The 20495-nt window shown below is 73.0% G+C and carries 21 protein-coding genes; 11 read left to right on the forward strand and 10 right to left on the reverse strand.

Features of this window, described 5'->3' with window-relative positions; genetic code table 11:
- Positions 1-11: 11 nt before the first annotated feature.
- Positions 12-1061: an iron-containing redox enzyme family protein gene (locus tag EV385_RS29170; RefSeq protein WP_130512372.1), complete on the forward strand. Its 1050-nt coding sequence runs from the start codon at positions 12-14 to the stop codon at positions 1059-1061.
- Here EV385_RS29170 and EV385_RS29175 read toward each other — a convergent pair.
- The gene (locus EV385_RS29175; RefSeq protein ID WP_130512373.1) at positions 1013-1243 is read right to left on the reverse strand and encodes a CDGSH iron-sulfur domain-containing protein; all 231 of its coding nucleotides are present in this window, start codon (positions 1241-1243) and stop codon (positions 1013-1015) included. The genes EV385_RS29170 and EV385_RS29175 overlap by 49 nt on opposite strands.
- Positions 1244-1422: 179 nt before the next feature.
- On the opposite strand from EV385_RS29175, the gene rph reads away from it, so the two are divergent.
- Positions 1423-4002 carry a rifamycin-inactivating phosphotransferase gene (gene rph / locus EV385_RS29180; RefSeq protein ID WP_130512374.1) on the forward strand — a complete coding sequence of 860 codons (2580 nt, stop codon included), beginning with the start codon at positions 1423-1425 and terminating at the stop codon, positions 4000-4002.
- An 8-nt stretch (positions 4003-4010) separates the two neighbouring features.
- Here the strand turns inward: rph and EV385_RS29185 are convergent, their stop codons facing one another.
- Positions 4011-5882: a WD40 repeat domain-containing protein gene (locus EV385_RS29185; protein WP_165449645.1), complete on the reverse strand. Its 1872-nt coding sequence runs from the start codon at positions 5880-5882 to the stop codon at positions 4011-4013.
- A 231-nt stretch (positions 5883-6113) separates the two neighbouring features.
- Here EV385_RS29185 and EV385_RS29190 point away from each other — a divergent pair, with 231 nt between their 5' ends.
- Together EV385_RS29190 and EV385_RS29195 are read left to right on the forward strand one after the other, a co-directional pair.
- Entirely contained in the window at positions 6114-7229 is a 1116-nt protein-coding gene (locus tag EV385_RS29190; protein ID WP_130512376.1) for a WD40/YVTN/BNR-like repeat-containing protein, read from the forward strand.
- Positions 7226-7522 carry a MoaD/ThiS family protein gene (locus EV385_RS29195; RefSeq protein ID WP_130512377.1) on the forward strand — a complete coding sequence of 99 codons (297 nt, stop codon included), beginning with the start codon at positions 7226-7228 and terminating at the stop codon, positions 7520-7522. The genes EV385_RS29190 and EV385_RS29195 overlap by 4 nt, the downstream gene beginning before the upstream one ends.
- Before the next feature lie 48 nt (positions 7523-7570).
- Here EV385_RS29195 and EV385_RS29200 read toward each other — a convergent pair whose 3' ends face one another.
- Positions 7571-9157, reverse strand: a complete 1587-nt coding sequence (locus EV385_RS29200; protein ID WP_207229993.1) for a phytoene desaturase family protein — start codon at positions 9155-9157, stop codon at positions 7571-7573.
- 145 nt (positions 9158-9302) lie between these two features.
- Between EV385_RS29200 and EV385_RS29205 the strand changes: the two genes are divergently transcribed.
- On the forward strand, positions 9303-9737 hold the full coding sequence (locus EV385_RS29205; RefSeq protein WP_130512378.1) for an SRPBCC family protein: 435 nt from the start codon (positions 9303-9305) through the stop codon (positions 9735-9737).
- Between the two features lie 7 nt (positions 9738-9744).
- On the opposite strand, the gene EV385_RS29210 is transcribed toward EV385_RS29205, so the two are convergent.
- Genes EV385_RS29210 through EV385_RS29220 form a run of 3 tightly spaced genes read right to left on the reverse strand, consistent with a single transcriptional unit; the run spans position 9745 to position 12946 of the window.
- Positions 9745-10974, reverse strand: coding sequence for a cytochrome P450 (locus EV385_RS29210; protein ID WP_130512379.1), 1230 nt, complete (start codon positions 10972-10974; stop codon positions 9745-9747).
- Between the two features lie 56 nt (positions 10975-11030).
- Entirely contained in the window at positions 11031-12131 is a 1101-nt protein-coding gene (locus EV385_RS29215; protein WP_242625135.1) for a Ppx/GppA family phosphatase, read from the reverse strand.
- Between the two features lie 5 nt (positions 12132-12136).
- Entirely contained in the window at positions 12137-12946 is an 810-nt protein-coding gene (locus tag EV385_RS29220) for an SDR family NAD(P)-dependent oxidoreductase (RefSeq protein ID WP_130512380.1), read from the reverse strand.
- Between the two features lie 209 nt (positions 12947-13155).
- Between EV385_RS29220 and EV385_RS29225 the strand changes: the two genes are divergently transcribed.
- From EV385_RS29225 to EV385_RS29235, 3 genes are read left to right on the forward strand one after another with little or no spacing between them, the layout of a single operon-like run.
- Complete coding sequence (locus tag EV385_RS29225) at positions 13156-14019, forward strand: hypothetical protein (protein WP_130512381.1); 864 nt, start codon at positions 13156-13158, stop codon at positions 14017-14019.
- Positions 14016-14432, forward strand: coding sequence for a phage holin family protein (locus EV385_RS29230; protein WP_130512382.1), 417 nt, complete (start codon positions 14016-14018; stop codon positions 14430-14432). Before EV385_RS29225 ends, EV385_RS29230 begins: the two co-directional genes overlap by 4 nt.
- Positions 14408-15007, forward strand: a complete 600-nt coding sequence (locus EV385_RS29235) for a DUF3618 domain-containing protein (RefSeq protein ID WP_130512383.1) — start codon at positions 14408-14410, stop codon at positions 15005-15007. Before EV385_RS29230 ends, EV385_RS29235 begins: the two co-directional genes overlap by 25 nt.
- A gap of 59 nt (positions 15008-15066) precedes the next feature.
- Here the strand turns inward: EV385_RS29235 and EV385_RS29240 are convergent, their stop codons facing one another.
- Positions 15067-15426, reverse strand: coding sequence for a DUF2795 domain-containing protein (locus EV385_RS29240; RefSeq protein ID WP_130512384.1), 360 nt, complete (start codon positions 15424-15426; stop codon positions 15067-15069).
- 59 nt (positions 15427-15485) lie between these two features.
- Complete coding sequence (locus EV385_RS29245; protein ID WP_130512385.1) at positions 15486-16136, reverse strand: TetR/AcrR family transcriptional regulator; 651 nt, start codon at positions 16134-16136, stop codon at positions 15486-15488.
- Positions 16137-16224: 88 nt separating this feature from the next.
- On the opposite strand from EV385_RS29245, the gene EV385_RS29250 reads away from it, so the two are divergent.
- Positions 16225-17658 carry an aldehyde dehydrogenase family protein gene (locus EV385_RS29250; protein WP_130512386.1) on the forward strand — a complete coding sequence of 478 codons (1434 nt, stop codon included), beginning with the start codon at positions 16225-16227 and terminating at the stop codon, positions 17656-17658.
- A 52-nt stretch (positions 17659-17710) separates the two neighbouring features.
- Here EV385_RS29250 and EV385_RS29255 read toward each other — a convergent pair whose 3' ends face one another.
- On the reverse strand, positions 17711-18379 hold the full coding sequence (locus EV385_RS29255; RefSeq protein ID WP_130512387.1) for a class I SAM-dependent methyltransferase: 669 nt from the start codon (positions 18377-18379) through the stop codon (positions 17711-17713).
- Positions 18376-18525 carry a hypothetical protein gene (locus EV385_RS34090; RefSeq protein ID WP_165449646.1) on the reverse strand — a complete coding sequence of 50 codons (150 nt, stop codon included), beginning with the start codon at positions 18523-18525 and terminating at the stop codon, positions 18376-18378. The genes EV385_RS29255 and EV385_RS34090 overlap by 4 nt, the downstream gene beginning before the upstream one ends.
- A gap of 9 nt (positions 18526-18534) precedes the next feature.
- On the opposite strand from EV385_RS34090, the gene EV385_RS29260 reads away from it, so the two are divergent.
- Positions 18535-19125, forward strand: coding sequence for a helix-turn-helix domain-containing protein (locus EV385_RS29260; RefSeq protein ID WP_130512388.1), 591 nt, complete (start codon positions 18535-18537; stop codon positions 19123-19125).
- Between the two features lie 110 nt (positions 19126-19235).
- Complete coding sequence (locus tag EV385_RS29265) at positions 19236-20396, forward strand: alkaline phosphatase PhoX (protein ID WP_130512389.1); 1161 nt, start codon at positions 19236-19238, stop codon at positions 20394-20396.
- Positions 20397-20495 lie beyond the last annotated feature (99 nt).

A 20495-nucleotide genomic window follows, 5' to 3' on the forward strand; every position in this document is an offset into this window, starting at 1 on the left:
ACGTGATGACCATGCAGCTTCCGCAGCCCCGGGGGCCGGTGACGGCCGCCCTCCGGCAAGCCCTGACCGGTGCCCCGCACGAGCTGCCGGGGCACCTCGCGGACATGGCCCGCGCCACCGGCGACCCGCTCGACGACGAGGACCTGCAACTCACCCTGCACATCTGCTACGAACTGCACTACCGCGGTTTCGACGACGTCGACGAGGGCTGGGAGTGGCAGCCGTCGCTGCTGGCCCTGCGCCAGGCGGCGGAGTCCCGCTTCGAAACCGCCCTGCGCCGCCTGGTGCCACCCCCGGCGCCGGTGCCGCCGCAGGAGGTGCCGCGCGCGCTCACCGCTCTCGTCCAGGCCGACGACGGGCCCGAACTGTCGAGATACCTCGCCGGCCGCGCGACAATCGCCCAGTTCCGCGAGTTCGTCACGCACCGTTCGATCTACCACCTGCGCGAGGCCGACCCCCACACGTGGGCTGTCCCGCGGCTCGCCGGGCGGCCCAAGGCGGCACTGGTGGAGATCCAGGCCGACGAGTACGGCGGTGGCCGCGCCGAACGCATGCACGCCGAACTGTTCCGGACCACCATGCGCGAGCTCGGCCTGGACACCCGGTACGGCGCCCACCTCGACGCGGTCCCCGCGGCCACCCTGGCCACGAACAACCTCATGTCGCTGTTCGGTCTGCACCGCCGCCTGCTCGCCGCGATCCTGGGTCACCTCGCCGTCTTCGAGATGACCTCGTCGCTGCCGAACCGCCGGTACGGAAACGGCCTGCGCCGGCTCGGCGGCAGCGCGGACGCGACCCGGTTCTACGACGAGCACGTCGAGGCCGACGCGGTCCACGAGCAGATCGCCGCGCACGACCTGTGCGGTGCGTTCTGCGCCGCGCAGCCGCCATCGCGACGCGCGGAGCAGACGTCGCTCGTGCTGTTCGGGGCCGCCTGCGCGCTGGCCCTCGACGGCCGCTTCGCCGGGCATCTGGTGCGGCGGTGGGCCGACGGCCGCAGTTCGCTGCGGGATCAGTCCCGCTCCCACGGCCGCTCGCTGGTCGGCGCGCTGGGGGCCTGAAAGCCGACGGCCTTGTGCGTCCCGTCGCAGAACGGCTTGATCGCCGAACGCCCACAGCGGCACAGCGCGACCGTACGGCGCCCGGGGTCGATGACCTCGCCGTCCTGGGTGAGCAGCGTGAACGCGCCGCGCAGCAGCAGGGGGCCATCCTCGCAGGCGGTGACGGAGGCCAAGTCGTCCATGCCGGTGCAGTGCCCGTACCGGCGGCCGGCAAACGTCGATTGGCGCGCAGGGTGGCTTGCGGCCAGAGGCGGGTCGTGCCGCAGAATCGGCGGCCGGACGCCCGACACAGCGCGTGGCGCCGACGACTCGGTCGGCCGGTGCGGTGCGATGGAGCACGGCTGCCGCGGAGGTATCACAGATGATCGAGCAGTACGTACTGGGACTTCACGAGGTCGGCGAGTCGCACGTCGCCCTCGTCGGCGGCAAGGCCGCGCACCTCGGCGCGCTGTCGCGGATCGACGGCGTCCGCGTACCGGCCGGCTGGTGCGTGACGACGGCGGCCTTCCGGCGGATCCTGGCGCAGGCCCCGTCGATCGACGATCGGCTCGATCGGCTGTCGCGCCTGGACCCGGCCGACCGGGCGGCGATCCGCACGCTCAGCGCGCAGATCCGCCGGAGCATCGGAGAGACCGCCGTTCCGGGCGATCTGGCGGCGGCCATCACCGGCCCGCTCGGCGAGCAGACCGCGTACGCCGTGCGGTCCAGCGCGACGGCCGAGGACCTGCCGACGGCCTCCTTCGCGGGCCAGCAGGACACGTACCTGAACGTCGTGGGGCCGGCGGCGGTGCTGCGGCACGTCAGCCGGTGCTGGGCGTCGCTGTTCACCGAACGGGCCGTGACGTACCGCCTGCGCAACGGCTTCGACCAGCGGAAGGTCCACATGGCCGTGGTGGTGCAGCGGATGGTCTTCCCGGACGCGGCCGGCATCCTGTTCACGGCCGACCCCGTCACCGGCAACCGGAGGCTCGCCACGGTGGACGCCAGCTTCGGCCTCGGCGAGGCCCTGGTGTCCGGCCTGGTGAACCCGGACGTCTTCACGGTGCGCGACGGTGCCGTCGTCGCCAGGGCGGTCGCGGCCAAACAGCGTGCCGTGGTGGCCGTCCCGGCGGGCGGGACGCGGGACGTGGCGGTCGAAGCGCGGCGGCAGGAGCGGCCGGCGTTGACGGATGCGCAGGCCGTCAGGCTTGTGCGGCTCGGGCGGCGGATCGAGGCGCACTTCGGCCGCCCGCAGGACATCGAATGGTGCCTGGTCGACGACGACTTCCACATCGTGCAGAGCCGGCCGATCACCACGCTCTTCCCCATCCCCGCGGCTGGCGACGGCGAGAACCGCGTCTACCTCTCCGTCGGCCACCAGCAGATGATGACCGACCCCATGAAGCCGCTCGGCGCGTCCATGTGGCGGCTGACGGCCCTGGCGCCGATGCACGAGGCGGGCGGGCGGCTGTTCGTCGACGCCACCGCGCGTCTGTCCGCACCGGCCAGCCGCGCGGCCTTCCTGGAGATGGTGGGCAGGGGCGATCCGCTGACCAGGGACGCGCTGGAGACCCTCCTCGATCGCGGCGACTTCGTCCCGACGCTGCCGGACGGCGGGCCGCCGGTCGGCGGCGGGTACGCCCCGATCGAGACCGATCCGGCCATCGTCACCGAGCTGATCGAGCGCAGCCAGGCGTCCATCGCCGCCCTGCGGCGCGACATCGCGACGCTGACCGGACCGGCGCTGTTCGACTTCCTGCTGGAGGCCTTCGAGGAGCACAAGCGGGACCTCGGCGACCCCGTGAGCATGCGGGCGATCATGGCCGGGATGGAGGCCACCTGGTGGCTCAACGACCGGCTGGGGGAATGGCTCGGCGAGCGGAACGCGGCCGACACCCTCACCCTGTCCGCGCCCGGCAACATCACGTCGGAGATGGGACTGGCACTGCTCGACGTCGCGGACGTCATCCGTCCGCATCCGCAGGTGGTGGCGTTCCTGCGGGCCGTCGACGACGACGGCTTCCTGGACGAACTGCCGAAGCTCCCGGGCGGGGCCGAGGCGCGCGACGCCATCGAGTCCTACCTGGACCGGTACGGCATGCGCTGCGTCGGCGAGATCGACATCACGAGGCCCCGCTGGCGCGAACGCCCCACCACGCTCGTACCCGTGCTGCTCGACAACGTCCGGACGTTCGAGCCGGGCGCCGCCGCACGCCGCTTCGCGCACGGACGGCGGCAGGCGCGCGAGAAGGAGCGGGAGGTGCTCGAACGGCTGCGGGCCCTGCCGGACGGCGAGCGGAAGGCCGACGAGACGAAGCGGATGATCGACCGGGTCCGGACCTTCATCGGCTACCGCGAGTACCCGAAGTACGGCATCGTCAGCCGCTACTTCGTCTACAAGCAGGCCCTGCTCGCCGAGGTCGAGCGCCTCGTGCGGGCCGGCGTGCTCGCCGCCGGGGAGGACGCCTTCTACCTCACGTTCGCCGAACTGCACGACGTCGTGCGCTTCCACCGGGTGGACGACGAGCTGATCCGGCGGCGCAGGGAGGAGTTCCGGTCGTACCAGGCACTCACGCCGCCCCGGGTGCTGACCTCGGACGGCGAGGTCCTCGCCGGGGCGTACCGGCGCGACGACGTGCCGGCCGGAGCCCTGGCCGGCCTGCCCGTCTCCGCCGGGACCGTCGAAGGGCGCGCCCGCGTCATCCTGGACATGGCCCAGGCCGATCTCGAACCGGGTGACATCCTCGTCACGGCCCACACGGACCCGAGCTGGACGCCCCTGTTCGTCGCCGTCGCGGGACTGGTGACCGAGGTCGGCGGGCTGATGACCCACGGCGCCGTGATCGCCCGGGAGTACGGCCTGCCGGCCGTCGTCAGCGTCGTCGACGCCACCCGGCTCATTCCCGACGGCCAGCGGATCCGCGTGCACGGAAGCGACGGGTACGTCGAGCTCCTGCCGTGACCGGCCGGTCAGAGCGCCGGACGCGGATACCAGAACTCGCCGTGCGGCGTACCGCCGACGACATGCTGGTCGAGGTCGCGGAGCGTGGCCGCACCGCCGTCGTCGAGCACCACCAGGACGGCGAGCCGCTGCCGCTGCTCGACATCCCACAGGTGCACCGCGCCGTCGGTGCCGCCGACGGCCAGCAGCCGCCCCTGCGCATCGACGGCCAGCGACCGGACCAACCCGGTGTGACCTGCCAACCGCACCACGTCCTGCTCGGAGAGCGGGTCCGGGAAGATCCGCACCTGGGCGTCGTCACCACCCACGGCGAGCGCCCCGCCGGGCGTGTACGCCAGCGCCCACACCCGGTTCGTGTACGGCTGCGCGGGGAACTCGCCGGCAGCGCCGTAGATCTCCAGCGTGGCATCGTCGTGATCGTCGCAGCTGCCGACCGCGAGGCCGCTGCCGTCCGGGGCGACGCCGACCGCGTCGATCCAGCCCGACGCCTCAGCGAGCGGGTCGGCGACCGCTCCGGTGACCGTGTCCCACGCCCAGACCTCCTCGTCGTCGGCGATCACGAGGTGGCGCCCGTCCGGGCGGAACGCCACGTACCAGATGGGTTTCTCCTGGCCGGTCAGCTCGGCGACCGGCTCCCGCGTGCCGGTGTCCCAGATGCGCAGGACGCCGTCGTCGCCCGCGGTCGCGAGCCGGCCGCCGTCCGGCGCGTAGGCCACCGCCAGCGTCCCGGCGCCGGTGGGCGGCAGTTCGCCGGCGGGCGATCCGGTCGCCGCGTCCCAGAAACGCACGGTCTCGTCGTCGGCCACCGCCAGCAGGTCACCACCCGGGTGGTACGCCACCGCCTGCACCGCGCCGGTGTGCGCGGGCAGCCGGTGCACCAGCCGCCCCGTGTCCGTCGCCCAGATCCGTACGTGGCCGTCGTCGACGACGGACGCCAGCCGCTGCCCGTCCGGGCTGAACGCGAGCGCGTGTACCTCGCGGGTCACCCCGCCCAGCTCATATGCGGCGTCGCCGGTCGCGGCGTCCCAGACGCGGATGATCGAGTCGTCGGAACGGCCGGTCGCGAGGAACCGTCCGTCCACGGTGAACGCGAGGGCTCCGATCTCACCGTGGTCGGGAAGCTCGACCAGCGGCTCGAAGTCCGCCGTGGAATGGATCCAGGTGCCGGACTCCTCGCCGGCCACGGCGAGCCGGGTGCCGTCCGGCGACAGCGCGAACTCCACGCCGTCGAACCCGGTGACGACCGTGCCACTGAGCAGGTCCCACACCCGGGTGGTGTCGTCGGCGGCGACCACGCACCGTTGCCCGCCGGGCAGGAACGCCACCTGGTACACCGCGCTCTTCTGGGGCAGCTCGCCCACCTGGGCGCCGTCCGCCGTGCGCCAGATCCGTACCGCGTAGTCCCCGCCGTGCCAGGTGTAGGTGGCCAGCCACTGGCCGTCCGGCGACAACACGCCGCGGGCGATGGTGCCGGCCGGCTCCGACAGCGTGCACCGCGGTGCGCCGGTGGCCACGTCGATCAGCTGCCTCGCCGCGCCGGTGGCGGTGACCAGGTACCACTGCGTGGCGTCCGGACCGGGCAGGAAGTGCCCGTGCGGGTACGGCCACGGCTGGGTCCGGTCCTGGTGGCTGCGCACGTCGACGCGGCGCAGCACTGCGTCGTCCGCCGCGAGGACGGTCGCCGGCTCGGTGCCGAAGACGAGGTCGCCCGGATCGACCCACTGCGCCACCGGCGCCCGCGCCGCCAGGTCCCAGACCCGCACCCGGTCTCCGGAGTGCGTGCTCAGCAGGAAACGGCCGTCGGGGCTGAGTTCGAGATGGTGCGTGTATCCCACGGTCGACGGGCGGATCTGCGGCTGGGAGCCGGTGCCCTCTGTCACGCTCTGTCTCCTTCGCGGCGGGTGGGCGCGACCGCACCCGACCGCACGACACGGTAGCGAAACGCCGCACCTCACCCGGCCTGGGCGACGTGGCTTCTCCACTTCTCCGCGGGTAAGCCGTTGGGTTTGACATTCCGCGCCAGCCGGAAAAGTGTCGGAGGGGTGGCCGAGGATGTTCGCAGCGATGTGGTCAACGGACTCACGGCCGGCAGGCCGGGATAGAGGTGCGACATGACCGGGGTACGGATACTGGTGGGCACCCGCAAGGGCGCCTTCATCCTCACCGCGGACGCCAGCAGGCGGGACTGGAAGGTGAGCCCCCCACACTTCGGGGGCTGGGAGATCTACCACGTCAACGGCTCACCGGCCGATCCGGACCGGCTGTGGGCCTCGCAGTCCTCCGGCTGGTTCGGGCAGGTCGTCCAGCGTTCCGACGACGGCGGCAAGTCGTGGGAGCCGGTCGGCAACGACTTCGGCTACGACGGTGCCGTCGGCGAGCACCTCTGGTATGACGGGACGCCGCGTCCGTGGGAGTTCAAGCGCATCTGGCACTTCGAGCCGGCGCCCGACGACCCGGACACGGTGTATGCGGGTGGCGAGGACGCGGCGCTGTACCGCTCGACCGACGGTGGGCAGAGCTGGCAGGAGCTGTCGGGCCTGCGCACCCACCCGTCCGCGCCGCAGTGGCAGCCGGGTGCGGGCGGCATGTGCCTGCACACGATCATTCTTGATCCATCGAACCGCCAGCGGATCTTCACCGCCATCTCCGCCGCCGGCGCGTTCCGCTCGGACGACGGCGGCGCGACGTGGCTGCCGATCAACCGCGGGCTGCGCTCCGCGCAGATTCCCGACCAGGACGCCGAGGTGGGGCACTGCGTGCACCGCATCGCCATGCACCCGTCCCGGCCCGAGGTCCTGTTCATGCAGAAGCACTGGGACGTCATGCGCAGCGACGATGCCGGAGGGTCGTGGCGCGAGGTCAGCGGCAACCTGCCCACCGACTTCGGGTTCCCCATCGCGGTGCACGCCCACGAGCCCGAGACCGTCTACGTCGTCCCGATCAAGAGTGACTCCGAGCACTACGTGCCGGACGGGAAGCTGCGGGTGTATCGCAGCCGCGTCGGCGGGGAGGACTGGGAGCCGTTGACCAGCGGCCTGCCCCAGGCCGACTGCTACGTCAACGTGCTGCGCGACGCGATGGCGGTCGACACGCTCGACCCGTGCGGCATCTATTTCGGAACGACGGGCGGGCAGGTCTACGGCTCGTCCGACGGGGGCGACACCTGGACCGCGATCGTGCGTGACCTGCCCGCCGTGCTGTCGGTGGAAGTCCAGGCGTTGCCATGATCCGCGTCATGCTGCCGGCGCACCTGAAGATCCTCGCGAAGGTCGGCCACGAGGTGCAACTGGAGGTGGCGGATCCGGTCACGCAGCGCCGGGTGCTGGACGAGTTGGAGGCCCGCTACCCGATGCTGCGCGGCACGATGAGGGATCGTGACACCGGGCAGCGCCGAGCGTTCATCCGCTTCTACGCCTGCGAGGAGGACCTGTCGAACGAACCCCCCGACACGCCGTTACCCGAGGAGGTGCGGGCCGGCAAGGAGCCCTTCCTCGTCGTCGGCGCCATGGCCGGCGGCTGACCGGGTCGCGGTGTCACCCGGCGACTCCCGTGGCGGTAGCGACCGGCGTCACCCGTACAGGCGGCGGTGCAGTGCCCCGATGACCGTGGCGTACGCCGGTCCGGCGGCGCCGTTGCGGGCCAGCGCGGCGCGGGCCGCGTTGGCGCCGGGGGCGCCGTGCACCCCGCCGCCCGGATGCGCGGACGAGCTGGCGAGGTACAGCCGGTCGATCGGGGTGTCCGCCCGGGCCAGTCCCGGCACCGGCCGGAAGAACAACTGCTGGTGCAGCGCGGCGGTGCCGCCGTTGACGGCGCCGCCAAACAGGCTGGGATTGTGCCGTTGCAGATCACCGGGCAGTTGGACGTGCCGCGCCACGACGGACGCCCGGAAGCCCGGCGCCCGGCGCTCGATGACCCCCTCCATCCGCTCCGCCTGCTCCCGCATCCGGCCGGTGTCGCGGGCCATCCGCTGCGGAACGTGGGTGTACGCCCAGACCGACTCCGTCCCGGCGGGGGAGCGGCTCGGGTCGCTCGTGGTCATCTGGCCGAGCAGGATGAACGGGTGTCCGGGCAGCCGGTCTCGGGCCAGGTCGGTGCTGTACTCGGCGAGGCCCGCCATGTCGGCGCCGAGGTGGATCGTGCCAGCGCGGCGGGCGTCCGGCGCGGTCCACGGGATCGGTCCGGACAGCGCCCAGTCGATCTTGATCGTGGCGTGGTCCCACTGGAACCTCCGGACGTCCGTGGCCATGGCCGCGGGCAGGCCGGACAGCCCGACGAGGTCCGCGTAGAGGGTGGGGGCGCTGACGTCGGCGAGGACCGCGCGGCGGGCCCGGACCCGTTCGCCGTGGACGTCCTGCACGCCCACAGCGGTGGCGCGGGCATGCAGGATCCGGGTGACCGCGCGGCCGTATTCGACGGTTCCGCCACGGGACTCCAGCCGACGAAGCAGCGCCTCGACCAGTTGCCCGCCGCCGCCGGCCGGTACCGGAAAGCCGACGCTCTGCCCGAGCATGGCCAGCAGCCACCCGAAGATCGCACTCCCGGCCTGTCCGGTGCCCAGGTCGGTGTGCAGGGCGTTGCCGGCGAGCAGGAGCTGCCCGCCGGCGCCACGGAAGCGTTCCCGCCCGAAGTCGTCCACCGGCTGCACGGCCATCCGCGAGAAGCGCAGCGCTTCGGCGGCGCCCAGGGCGCGCAGTAGCCGGACGCCCGCGCGCATGGGCGGGAAGGGCCGCAGCATCGCCTCCAGCAGCGGCGCGCCGACCCGCCGCCACCGGCCCACCTCGCCGAGCCACGCCTGCCCGTCGTGCGCGTCGAACGCGGCCAGCGATTCGGCCGTCTCGGCCGGATCACGGCTGAGCAGCGCGCAGCGGTCGTCGGGCAGCACGTGCGCCAGCACGGCGGGCGCGTGGCGCCAGACCAGCCCGTGCGATTCGAGGTCGAGCTCGCGCAGGACCGGCGAGGCCATCCCGAGCGGGTAGAAGGCGCTGCAGGTGTCGTGGCGAAAGCCCGGGGCGGTCAACTCCTCGGTCCGCACGGATCCGCCAGCGGCGTCCGTCGCCTCCAGGACCAGAACGTCCCATCCGGCGTCTACCAGCAGGTTGGCGGCCACCAGCCCGTTGTGTCCCGCACCGATGACCACCGCGTCGACCGTGCGCATCAGCACCGCCCCCCGTCCCCGGCCGGACGGCCGCGTATCGGGCGTACCCCGGATCGGGCGGCGGGATGCGTCGTCGTCGGGCCGGTTTGCGCGCCTCGCCCCGGGGAAAACCGGCGGGAGGCCGGACGACAGGAGGGGGCACCCGGTGTCCGAGACGTGCCACACCGTCAACACCACGCCGGACCGGATCTTCGCCGTCCTGGCGGACGGCTGGAGCTACGCGAGCTGGGTCGTGGGTGCGGCGCACATCCGCGACGTCGACGCGAGCTGGCCCGCGGTCGGCGCCCGCATCCACCACCGGGTCGGGCCGTGGCCGCTGCAGATCAACGACAAGACCGTGGTACGCGCGGTCGAGCCCGGCAGATTCCTCGAACTCGACGCCCAGATGTGGCCGCTGGGCGCCGCGGTCGTCCAGATCCGGCTGGAACCGGTGTCCGCCACCGCGACAAGGGTCCGCATGGCCGAGACCCTCTCCTCCGGCATCGGCCGGCTGCTGCCCGACGCGGTGCAGGCGGTACTCATGCGGCCCCGCAACGCGGAGGCGCTGCGGCGGCTCGACGACATCGCCGTCCACCGGTAGGCCGCGGTCACGGCGACCGCCGCGGGGTCAGGACGAAGCCGCTGGCGGGCCGGGCGGGAATGCGGTGCAGGGCGATGGTCAGGTCCTGCTCGGGTACGTCGTAGTCGAGGGCCGCGAGCCGGGTCGCCAGGACCCGCAGGACACCGTTGGCGCTACCTTCGCCGGGGCAGCGGTGGCCGGTGGCCGGGTGGCCGCCGCCCTGCGGCACGAGTTCGAACGGGCCGATCTCCCGGCGGACGAACCGGTACGGGTCGAAGCGGTAGGGCTCCGGCCACAGGGCGGGGTCGTGATTCTGACCGTACAGGTCGAGGAGCACGAGCGCGTCCGACGGGATGCGTTCGCCCTGCCAGGACAACTCGCGTACGGCCCGGCCGGCGACGAAGGGCGCGAAGGGGTAGAAGCGGCGTACCTCGTGGGCGAACGCGTCCGCGAAGGTCTCGTCGCCGCTCACGAGTGCGGCCCGGTGTTCGGGCCAGCGGTGCAGCGCGTGAGCGGAAAAGGCCACGAACCAGCAGACGGCCACGGTGGGCCGGACCACGTTGAGCAGTTCGACGGCGGCCAGCCGGGGGTGCAGCGGCGTGCCGTCCATCTGGCGGTGCTGGGCGACCACGGCCAGCGCCGAGCCCGCCGCAGCGGGCTCCACGCCCGCGCGGACCCGCCCCACCAGCGCGGCCAGCCGGTGTTCGAGCCGTCCCCGGGCGGCCCGCGCCCGCCAGTGCCGCGGCCCGAGGGTGGCGAATCCGTCCACCATGGCGACCAGGTCGGCGGCGACGTCGGTCAGGTCGGCTTCGCTGAGGGGCACGCCCGCCCACCGGCAGGCCGCCCGCGTGATGACGCGGCTCGACTCATCGAACAGCACGACCGGGCGTCCGTCCGACCAGGACGAGACGGTTTCGGTCCAGCTTTCGGCGGTGTGCCGCAGCAGGGCGGCGACGTCGTCGGGGCGCACCAGGGACAGGAACATCGCCTTGCGGATCCGGTGCGCGTCCCCGTCGAGGGTGTGCACCGCGCCGTGGCCGAACAGGGTGCTCCGCACCGGCTCGGGCACGGCACCGTGCCGCCGGATGTGGTCCTCGTCGTAGAAGAACCGGGCGGCCTGCGGCCCGCAGAGACCCACCGCGCGCCGGCCCATGATCCGGGTGTGGACGGCGGCCCCGGTAGCGCGGCGCCGCCGGTTCGGCAGCCACCCGTACCCCTGGAGCGCCAGCCTGAGCGTGTCGTCGATCAACGCTGCCATGCCGGCATGCTTCCCGGCCGGTCAGCGACGAAACGGAAGCCGGCCAGCGGCGCGACCTACTCCACGCGGGCGCGCTGCGACCTCGGGCTCATCGGCAGCACGGCGGCGACCGCCGGATCGGTCGGTGAGCTCGGGCGGCGCGGCGCGGGCCAGGGCAGGGGACCGGCCGGATTGTGCCAACGGGACCGGGATTCGAGGCGACGCAGCAGAATACCCTCGCGCAGCGCCCAGGGGCACACGGCGACGGCATCGATGCGCAGCAGGGACATCGCCGTGTGGGCGATCACCGCTCCGGCCAGCGACTGCCGGGCGCGCGGCCGCGAGATGCCCGGCAGCTCGGCCCGTTCGGCGGCCGACAACCCGGCCAGCCGGTCCAGCTGGCGCTTGAGGTCGCGGCGGCGCAGAACCCGCGGCACGAAGGGCCCCTCCCGCATCGGCGCGGCCCCGCAGAGCCGGGCGAGCTGCTGGAACGTACGCGAGGTCGCGACGGCTGTCCGCTCACCCTCCCAGCGCATCCGGGTCGCGATCTCCGACAGCTCGCCTCGGACGTGTCTGCGCAGCGCCTTGAACTGCGTCGGCCGGGGCGGGTCGCCCAGCGTCAGGTCGCGGGTGAGCCGTCCCGCGCCGATGGGCAGGGAGACCGCGAACGTGGGCGCCACGTCCTGCCCGTACGCGATCTCGACGGAGCCGCCGCCGATGTCGAGCATCAGCAGGGGACCGCTGCGCCAGCCCATCCACCGGCGCACGGCCAGGAAGGTCAGCTCCGCCTCCTGGATGCCGGTGAGCAGGCCGAGCCGGACACCGGCGCGTTCCTGCACCGCGGCCAGCGCCTGCGCACAGTTGGGGGCGTCGCGTACGGCGGCGGTGGCGTACCCGAACAGCTCGTCCAGCTCCCACCGCCGCGACGCGGCGAGCGTCTCCTCCACGGCCTCGGCGAGCCGCCGGATGGCGCGGGGTTGCAGGCGTCCCGCACGGTCGGTCTGCTCGGCGAGCTGGAGTCTCGTCTTGACCACGTGGACGGGCATCGGCAACCCGACCCCGGTGTCCGCCACGAGCAGGTGCACCGTGTTCGATCCGACGTCGAGCACGCCGATCCGCGTACCCGGGGTGCCGCCCGGCCGGGTCTCGGGCACGGCCTTGGGGATCGTCACGCTCACCGCGGTCACGGTGTGCCGGTCCAGCCGTCGCCGGAGCCGGGTTCGGCCATGCGCCGGTGCATCCCGGCCTTGGCGCTGTCCGGCAGGACCTTCGACACCGCACCCTGCGCCCTGGTCTTGACCGAGCCCGCGACGATCTTCTCCTTGCCCTTGAGCATCGCCTCGAAGCCCTGCTTGGCGACCAGCGCCGGGTCGTCCTTCGCGCCGGTGCCCACCCGGGTGTCCAGCATCTCGGCGCGGGCGAAGAAGTTCGTGTCGGTCGGGCCGGGCATCAGCGAGGTCACCGAGACGGCGGTGTCCTTCAGCTCCTCGCGCAGCGCCTCGGCGAACGACTGCACGAACGACTTCGACGCGTTGTACACGGCCTGGAAGGTGCCCGGCATCATGCTGGCGATCGACGACGTGAACAGCACGTGGCCGCCGTGTTCGAGCATTTCCGGCAGCAGCCGCTTGGCGACGTGCACGGTGCTCGTCACGTTGACGTCGATGACGTTGAGTTCGTCGGCCAGGTCGGTCTGGCGGGTGAAGTCGCCGCCGATGCCCCGGCCCGCGTTGATCGCCACCGCGTCGAGCCGGCGGCCGGTCCCCACGACCCGGCGGTAGAGCTGTTCGCAGCCGTCGTATGTGGCCAGGTCCGCGCGCACGGGCGTGACGTGGTCGCGGCCGAGCCGGTCCGCCGCGTCCTCGATCCCCGCGTCCTCGGCCGCGATCAGCACGTCGTACCCGTGGTCGACGAACTGCCTGGCCAGCTCGTACCCGATGCCGCTGGACCCGCCGGTCACCACGGCGAACTCCCGTCGCTGCGCTGTCGTCATCCCCCTGGCTTTCCCCCGAACCGGCGTGATAACCGTTCGCCCCGGGGGGTACATCGACGCGCGACCCTCCCGGCGATGGCCGGTGACGGTGCTTTCCCGTGGCCACCGACGCACGCTGCCGATCTGGGGCGAAGACGCATGGACGGGCGGCACGCCGGGTAGGGATCGGGGCGAGGCCACAACCACGACATCCCCTCTTGGAGGTCGCTATGAGTGACATCCCGTCCAGCCCCGGGGCACGCGGCACCGGCCCCGACATCGGCACGCCGGTGCGGGAGGCCGGTCCGGGCTACCCGCCGGCCACCCCGGACGCGGCCTACGCACCTGCTCCACCCGAGCCCGCATCCCGCAGCGGCACCGGCCCGGACGGCTCGTCCACCGGCTCGTCCACGGGTGGGAAGGCGAAGCAGGTCGCGGAGCAGGGCAAGGAAGCCGCCGTGCAGGCCGCCGGAGACGTCACCGACACGGTGAAGGACCAGGCTCGCCGCGTCGCCGGGGAGGCGGCCGCGCAGACCCGCAACCTCGCCACCCAGGTACGAGACACCGTGAGCGAGCAGGCCCGGACGCAGAACGACCGGCTCGTCAGCACGATCCGGCAGACCGCGGACCAGCTCGACGAGATGCGCGGCGACCGCGGCGACTCGCCCGCCGCCACGGTCGTCTCCCGCGTCGCCGACAGCGGCCGGCAGTTCGCCGACTACCTCGACCGCCACGGGCCCGAGGGCGTTCTGCAGGAGGTCCAGGACTTCGCCCGGCGCCGCCCGGGCGCGTTCCTGGCGGCCGCGCTCGCGGCCGGATTCGTCGTGGGCCGCCTCGGCAAGAGCGTCACCAAGGCCGACTCCCACGCCGGCCAGGCGAAGCCCGCCAGCGACGCGTTCGTGTCGCGAAGCGGCGACCCGGCCGGGTCCGCGGACGGCTATCCGCGGACCGGCGCCGGGAGCGCACCGGCGGCGCCGGGGACCTTCGGCGCGACATCCGCCGAGTACGCGGCGACCGGCACCGGCACGCCCGTGGCGGTCAGCGAGGAGTACGGCGCGTTCCCGTCCACCGACCGCCCGGGTGGCGTGCGATGACCCGGCCGTATTCCGACAGCGACCGGGCGCAGGCCGGCGAGATGTCGGTCGGTGAGCTCATCGGCAACATCAGCGACGACCTCTCCCGGCTGTTCCGCCAGGAAGTGGAGCTGGCGAAGGCCGAGGTCAAGCAGGAGGCGACGAAGGCGGGCAAGGCCGCCGGGATGCTGGGCGGTGCGGGCTTCGCCGCCTACCTGGCCGTCGTCCTGCTGAGTTTCGCCCTGGTGTTCGCGTTGGCCAACGTCATGGACGCCGGCTGGGCCGCGCTCATCGTGGCCGTCATCTGGGCAGTGATCGGCGCGGTGCTGTACACCGTCGGCCGTAAGCAGCTCGCGACCGTGGATCCCATGCCCCGGCGCACCGTCGACACGATCAAGGAGGACGCGCAATGGCTGAAGAACCCGACCGGCTGAGGCGGGACATCGAGCAGACCCGGGCGTCACTCACCCGGGACGTGGACCTGCTGGCCGACAAGACCAGCCCGCGGCGGGTCGCGCAACGCCGCTGGACGGCGGTGAAGGAGAAGGTGATGGGCAGTTCGGACCACGCTCGCGACACCGCGAGTGGCGCGCTGAGCACGGTGCAGGACAAGGCGACGCACGCCGGCAACGCCGTCGGCGAGAAGGCGCACGAAGCCGTGGACGCCGTTCGCGCAGCGCCGCAGGCGGTCACCCAGCAGGCTCAGGGCAACCCCCTGGCGGCCGGCATCATCGCCTTCGGGGCCGGTCTGCTGGCGGCCACGCTGATCCCGGCGTCCGACGCCGAGAAGCGTGTCGGGCAGCAGATCCGCGACAACGCCGGCGAGCTGCAGGAGCAGGTCACGGCCGTCGCGTCCGACCTCGGGTCGGACCTGAAGTCGCAGGCGCAGGAGGCGGCGCAGCAGGTCAAGCAGACCGCCCAGGACGCGGCCCAGACGACCCGGGACCAGGCGCAGTCCTCGGCGCAGGACGCCGGGCAGCAGATCAAGCAGGCGGCCTCGACCTCGTGAGTCCGGCGCGGCTCCTACGGCAGCGGATGCCGTAGGAGCCGCGTCAGGAACGGCCGCGATCACCGGCGTCCCAGCGCCCTCCAGACCTCGACGACGGTGTCGTAGACGACGCCATCGGGCAGGCGGTCCAGGTCGGCCAGGACGTCGTCGGGTGCCTCAAGAGTCTCGGCGCTGCGGCGCAACGTGTCGCGGTCACCGGGTAGCGCCGAGCGGCCGATGAAGCGACCGAATCGGCTGAGCGCGTCGTTCGGGGCTCCGGCACCGAGCGTCTGGGTCGGATCGGGCTGGTCCTCGCCCGCCGGCTCGGCCATCTTCCATTCCTCGGCGCGGCCGCCGGTGACGCCCTGCACCGTACCGAGGACCTCGTGCTTCATCTGTTCGTCGACACGAGAACTGTGCTTGCTGCTCCCTCGCTCCATGGCTTCCTCGTTCCCGGCTGCAAACCGGGCAAACCACGGATCTCGGGCTCGGGGTCTGGTTAGGCGCCCCGATCCCGGTCCGGTCGCAGGACCTCCAGCAGCAGGTCCAGTTCGGTCTGGGCCAGCTCGCTCTGGGCCAGCTCGGCCGACGCGTCGCCGACCTGCCCGGGCGGCGGGGCGGTGAACACCGCGCGGGCCAGCCCGGTGCCGATGAGCACGAGGGCCAGGACGCTGATCCGCGCGGCGGTGACGTCGCGGCGCAGTTCCCCTCGGCGGGCGGCCTGCGCGATCAGCGTCTCGATCCGTTCGCGGGCCGCGAGGTACACGTCGTCGCGCAGGATCTGCCGCAGGTGGGGGTCGTGCGCGGCCTGCCCCATCAGCGACAGCAGCGCGGGCCCGGCGGCGGCGTCGAGGATCCGCTGCTTGCGGGCGAGCAGCTCGCGCAGGTCGCCGTCGAGTGAGCCGGTGTCGATGTCGCTCAGTTCGTCGAGTGCGATGTGCCGCGCGACGGCACCGGCGAGCGCCTGCTTGGACGGCCACCGCCGGTACAGCGACGCGGTGGAGGCACCCGCGCGCCGGGCGACCGCCGTCGTGGTGAACGCCGCGTAGCCCGACTCGTTGAGCACCTCGATCGCCGCGTCGATCAGCGTCTGGTCCAGGCGCGGGTCGTTGCGCCGCCCCCTTCGCACCGGGTCCATGTTCGTCGCCACAGCCGGATTCTCCCCGCGCCGTGGCTCGTGGTGTCGCTCACACACAAAACGAAAAGCTTCCGTTTCGCTTATCGGCTACGGTGGGGCGATGAGCGCATCGACCCTCGCCGAAGGCAGCCGGATTCCCGAGACGGTCACGGCGGCGCGCGAGCACTTCGACTCCGGCGCGACCCGTCCGCTCTCCGCCCGGATCCGCCACCTGCGCGCGCTGCGCGCCATGCTCACCGAGAACGAGCCGGACTTCGAGGCCGCGTTGTGGAGCGACCTGCACAAGAGCCCGGCGCAGACGCAGCTCACCGAGCTCAACGTCGTCGTTGCCGAGATAAATCACGCGCTGCGCTACCTGCGCCGGTGGGCCCGGCCCAAGCGCGGGCCCGTACCGGTGACGTTGCTGCCCGGCCGCGCCCGCCTGGTTCCCGAGCCGCTCGGTGTGGTGCTGGTGATCGCCCCGTGGAACTACCCGGTGCAACTGCTGCTCGACCCGCTGGTCGGCGTGCTGGCCGCGGGCAACACGGCCGTCCTGAAACCGAGCGAACTCGCCCCCGCGACCGCGGCGCTGATCGCCCGCCTGGTGCCGCGCTACTTCCCGGACGGCGCCGTACGCACGGTGCAGGGCGGTGTCCCCGAGGCCACCGAGCTGCTGGCGCAGCGGTTCGACCACATCGTGTTCACCGGCGGCGGCGCGGTCGGCCGCGTCGTCATGCGCGCGGCCGCCGAACACCTGACGCCGGTGACGCTGGAGCTGGGCGGCAAGTCGCCCGTCTGGTTCGACGACGATGCCGATCTCCCGGCGGTCGCGCGCCGCCTCGCCTGGGCGAAGTTCACCAACGCCGGGCAGACCTGCGTCGCCCCGGACTACGTCATGACCACCCCCGACCGGGTACCGGCGCTCGTGACCGCGCTCCGGCACGCGATCGACGACCTGTGGGGCGCCGACCCCCGCGCGAGCGGGGAGTACGGCCGGATCGTCAACGAGCACCAGTTCGACCGCCTAGTCGGCTACCTCACCGGCGCCGAGGTGGTGATCGGCGGCGACCACGACCGCGGCCAGCGCTACCTCGCCCCCACCGTCGTCACCCTCCCCGACGGCGGCCGTCCCGTGGTCGGCCCGCTCGCCGACCACCCCGTACTTCGGGAAGAGATCTTCGGCCCCGTCCTGCCGATCGTCCCGGTCGCCTCGGCCGAGGAGGCGGTCCAGGTCATCAACGCCTGGGACAAGCCGCTCGCCCTGTACGTCTTCAGCTCGTCACCGCGCACCCGGCGCCTGTTCGAGCGGCACACCTCCTCCGGTGCCGTCGTGCACAACGCCGCCCTGATCCACGCCGCCGCGACCGGACTGCCCTTCGGCGGTGTCGGGCCGAGCGGCATCGGCGCCTACCACGGCAGCTACTCCTGGCGCTCCTTCAGCCACCTCAAGCCCGTCCTGACCAAGCCGCTCAGGCCCGACACGCTGCGGCTGGCGCAGCCGCCCTTCACCGCGCGGGGAGTACGCCTCATCCGCAGGCTCATGCGTCACGGCTGAGGCGCCGGTCCCCGCATGCCTGCCGCGTGAGGAGCCTGAATCGGTGGATTGATCAGTCGCGCCGTGCGGCGCGTACGACGACGTCGTGCAGGTCGACGGTCCGGCCCCCGGGCCTGGCCACCGTCCGGAGCTGCTGCTCGGCGGTGGTGATCTCCCACCGGGCGGGGTCGAGGCCCGCGGTGATGTCCGCGAGGGTGACCGATGCCTCGGCGGGCGGATGATGCCCGTGTCCGGCCGCGTCGGAGGCGTGCGGGTGTCCGGCCGCCTCCGGGGTGTGCAGGTGCCCGACGATCAGCAGCGTGCCGCCGGGCGCCACCCAGCCCGCGATGCGCTCGTAGAAGGCCAGCTGCGGCATCGCCGGATGCGCGTAGTGCGTGGTGACCAGATCGAAGCGCGTGCCGGGTTCCCAGACGGTCAGGTCCGCTTCCACCCAGCGCACCGGCTCGGACACCCCGCTCGCCCGGGTCGCACATTGCGCGGCCCGGGCGAGCGCCTCGGCGGAGATGTCGGCCGCGACGACGCGCCAACCGCGCGAGGCCAGCCAGATCGCCTCGGCGCCGGTGCCGCACCCGGCGTCCAGCGCCGTGCCCGGCACCAGGTCGCCGGTCGCCTGGACGAGATACGGGTTCGGCGGCTCACCGTCGGCCACGGCGCCGGACCGTTCGTCGTGCGCCTGATGCCAGTGCTGGTCCCAGTAGTCCTTGTCGAACCCGTGCCTCATCGGGCCGCCCCCGGGTGCGAGAGCCGGGCCACGGCGCCGTCCCGCACGAACCGCTCGATCATCTCCAGCTCCTCGTCGTCTGTGCCGGTCGCCCCGATGGTGACCGGGCCCGTGACCGCTGGGCAAAGCTCTTTGCCGAATGGCAAGGTGGGTTCGTGAGGCAGGAGTACGACCGCACGCTCGACGCCGTCGGCGCCAGGCTGAAACAGCTCCGGTCGCGCCGCGACATCACCCTCACGGACCTGTCCAAGGAGACCGGCATCTCGGTCAGCACGCTGTCCCGGCTGGAAGCGGGCCTGCGCCGTCCCACGCTCGAACAGCTGCTCCCGCTCGCCCGCGCCCACGGTGTGACCCTCGACGAGCTCGTGGACGCGCCGCCGACCGGCGATCCCCGGATCAACCTGCGCCCCATCGCGGTCGGCGACGGAGCGACCGTCCTACCCCTGACCCGCAGGCCCGGCGGCATCCAGGCGTACAAGTTCGTGCTCCCGGCCGGGGACGACGAGCGGGCACCCGACCTGCGCACCCACGAGGGCTACGACTGGGTCTACGTCCTCAACGGGCGGCTGCGCCTGGTCCTCGGCACGCACGATCTGCTCCTCGACGCCGGGGAGGCCGCCGAGTTCGACACCCGCACCCCGCACTGGTTCGGGGCGACCAGCGCCGGTCCCGTCGAGTACCTCAGCCTTATCGGCCGGCAGGGCGAACGCGCACACCTGCGCGTCGCACCCGCGGCGCGTAAGTAATAGATGTCAATCGATGGACACAAGCCGTTTACGTATGGTCCGCTAGGGAACAGGGGCGCACCGCTACCGTCCTTCCACCTTGGCCGTTCGCTCCGCTCCCGGGAGGTTCCATGGACCGTCGTACCCTGCTGCGTGCCACCGTCGCCGGAGCCGGCGGCCTGGCGCTGCCGTTCACGGCCTGGTCGGCGGCGTACGCCGCGCCCGCGCAGAACGCCGACGGCCCGTACGGACCCCTGCGGCCCGCCGACGCGAACGGCATCCAGCTCCCCGCGGGCTTCACCAGTCAGGTGGTCGCCCGCTCCCGGCAGATGGTGCCCGGCACCTCGTACGTCTGGCACGACGCGCCGGACGGCGGGGCGGTGATCCCGCACGGCAGCGGCTGGATCTACGTGTCCAACTCGGAGGTCGCCGCGTCCGCCGGCGGCGGCGCCTCGAAGGTCGTCTTCGCCGCCGACGGGACGGTCGTCGACGCCGCGCGCATCCTGTCCGGCACGGACATCAACTGTGCCGGGGGCAGGACCCCGTGGCACACCTGGCTGTCCTGCGAGGAGATCGCCCGCGGCCGGGTCTGGGAGACGTACCCGCTCGGCGGGTCGGCCGTGGCCCGGCCCGCGATGGGCCGGTTCAAGCACGAGGCGGCGGCCGCCGACCCGGTCCGCCAGGTCGTCTACCTGACCGAGGACGAACCCGACGGCCGGTTCTACCGCTTCGTCCCGGCGGCCTGGGGCGACCTGTCCGCCGGCACGCTGCAGGTCCTCCGCGCCGGCACCGGCACGTCCGGCGCCTTCACCTGGGCCACCGTGCCGGACCCGGACGGATCTCCTACCGCCACGCGCCACCAGGTCTCCGGCGCGAAGGTCTTCAACGGCGGCGAGGGCTGCCACTACGCCGACGACACCGTCTGGTTCACCACCAAGGGCGACAACCGAGTCTGGCAGGTCAACCTCACCGCCGGGACGTACGAACTCGCCTACGACGACAACCTGGTCAACCCGGGCCCGGCGCCGCTGACCGGCGTGGACAACATCACGGGCACGCCCGGCGGCGACCTCTACGTCGCCGAGGACGGCGGCAACATGGAGATCTGCCTGATCACGCCGGACGACACGATCTCGGTGTTCCTGCGCGTCACCGGACACGGCCGGTCCGAGATCACCGGCCCGGCCTTCACTCCGGCGGGGGACCGGCTGTACTTCTCGTCGCAGCGCGGCACCTCCGGCACCTCCGCGGGCGGGATCACCTATTGCGTGACCGGCCCCTTCCGGGGCTGACCCCACCGGTGCGCTGCGGGGCGGTCGCCGCGAACGCCGCCGCCGACAATCGGCTCGTCGTGGTGCCATTGCGTACAAAGGGGATCTTCGCGAGGATGC

The organism is Krasilnikovia cinnamomea, from assembly GCF_004217545.1.
Lineage (GTDB): Bacteria > Actinomycetota > Actinomycetes > Mycobacteriales > Micromonosporaceae > Actinoplanes > Actinoplanes cinnamomeus.

Excerpts from the sequence above, each read along its gene's own strand:
- EV385_RS29170 (WP_130512372.1), top strand. The coding sequence starts at position 12 with ATGCAGCTTCCGCAGCCCCGGGGGCCGGTGACGGCCGCCCTCCGGCAA.
- EV385_RS29175 (WP_130512373.1), bottom strand. The coding sequence starts at position 1,243 with ATGGACGACTTGGCCTCCGTCACCGCCTGCGAGGATGGCCCCCTGCTG.
- rph (WP_130512374.1), top strand. The coding sequence starts at position 1,423 with ATGATCGAGCAGTACGTACTGGGACTTCACGAGGTCGGCGAGTCGCAC.
- EV385_RS29190 (WP_130512376.1), top strand. The coding sequence starts at position 6,114 with ATGACCGGGGTACGGATACTGGTGGGCACCCGCAAGGGCGCCTTCATC.
- EV385_RS29195 (WP_130512377.1), top strand. The coding sequence starts at position 7,226 with ATGATCCGCGTCATGCTGCCGGCGCACCTGAAGATCCTCGCGAAGGTC.
- EV385_RS29200 (WP_207229993.1), bottom strand. The coding sequence starts at position 9,157 with ATGCGCACGGTCGACGCGGTGGTCATCGGTGCGGGACACAACGGGCTG.
- EV385_RS29210 (WP_130512379.1), bottom strand. The coding sequence starts at position 10,974 with ATGGCAGCGTTGATCGACGACACGCTCAGGCTGGCGCTCCAGGGGTAC.
- EV385_RS29220 (WP_130512380.1), bottom strand. The coding sequence starts at position 12,946 with ATGACGACAGCGCAGCGACGGGAGTTCGCCGTGGTGACCGGCGGGTCC.
- EV385_RS29225 (WP_130512381.1), top strand. The coding sequence starts at position 13,156 with ATGAGTGACATCCCGTCCAGCCCCGGGGCACGCGGCACCGGCCCCGAC.
- EV385_RS29230 (WP_130512382.1), top strand. The coding sequence starts at position 14,016 with ATGACCCGGCCGTATTCCGACAGCGACCGGGCGCAGGCCGGCGAGATG.
- EV385_RS29235 (WP_130512383.1), top strand. The coding sequence starts at position 14,408 with ATGGCTGAAGAACCCGACCGGCTGAGGCGGGACATCGAGCAGACCCGG.
- EV385_RS29240 (WP_130512384.1), bottom strand. The coding sequence starts at position 15,426 with ATGGAGCGAGGGAGCAGCAAGCACAGTTCTCGTGTCGACGAACAGATG.
- EV385_RS29250 (WP_130512386.1), top strand. The coding sequence starts at position 16,225 with ATGAGCGCATCGACCCTCGCCGAAGGCAGCCGGATTCCCGAGACGGTC.
- EV385_RS29255 (WP_130512387.1), bottom strand. The coding sequence starts at position 18,379 with ATGAGGCACGGGTTCGACAAGGACTACTGGGACCAGCACTGGCATCAG.
- EV385_RS29265 (WP_130512389.1), top strand. The coding sequence starts at position 19,236 with ATGGACCGTCGTACCCTGCTGCGTGCCACCGTCGCCGGAGCCGGCGGC.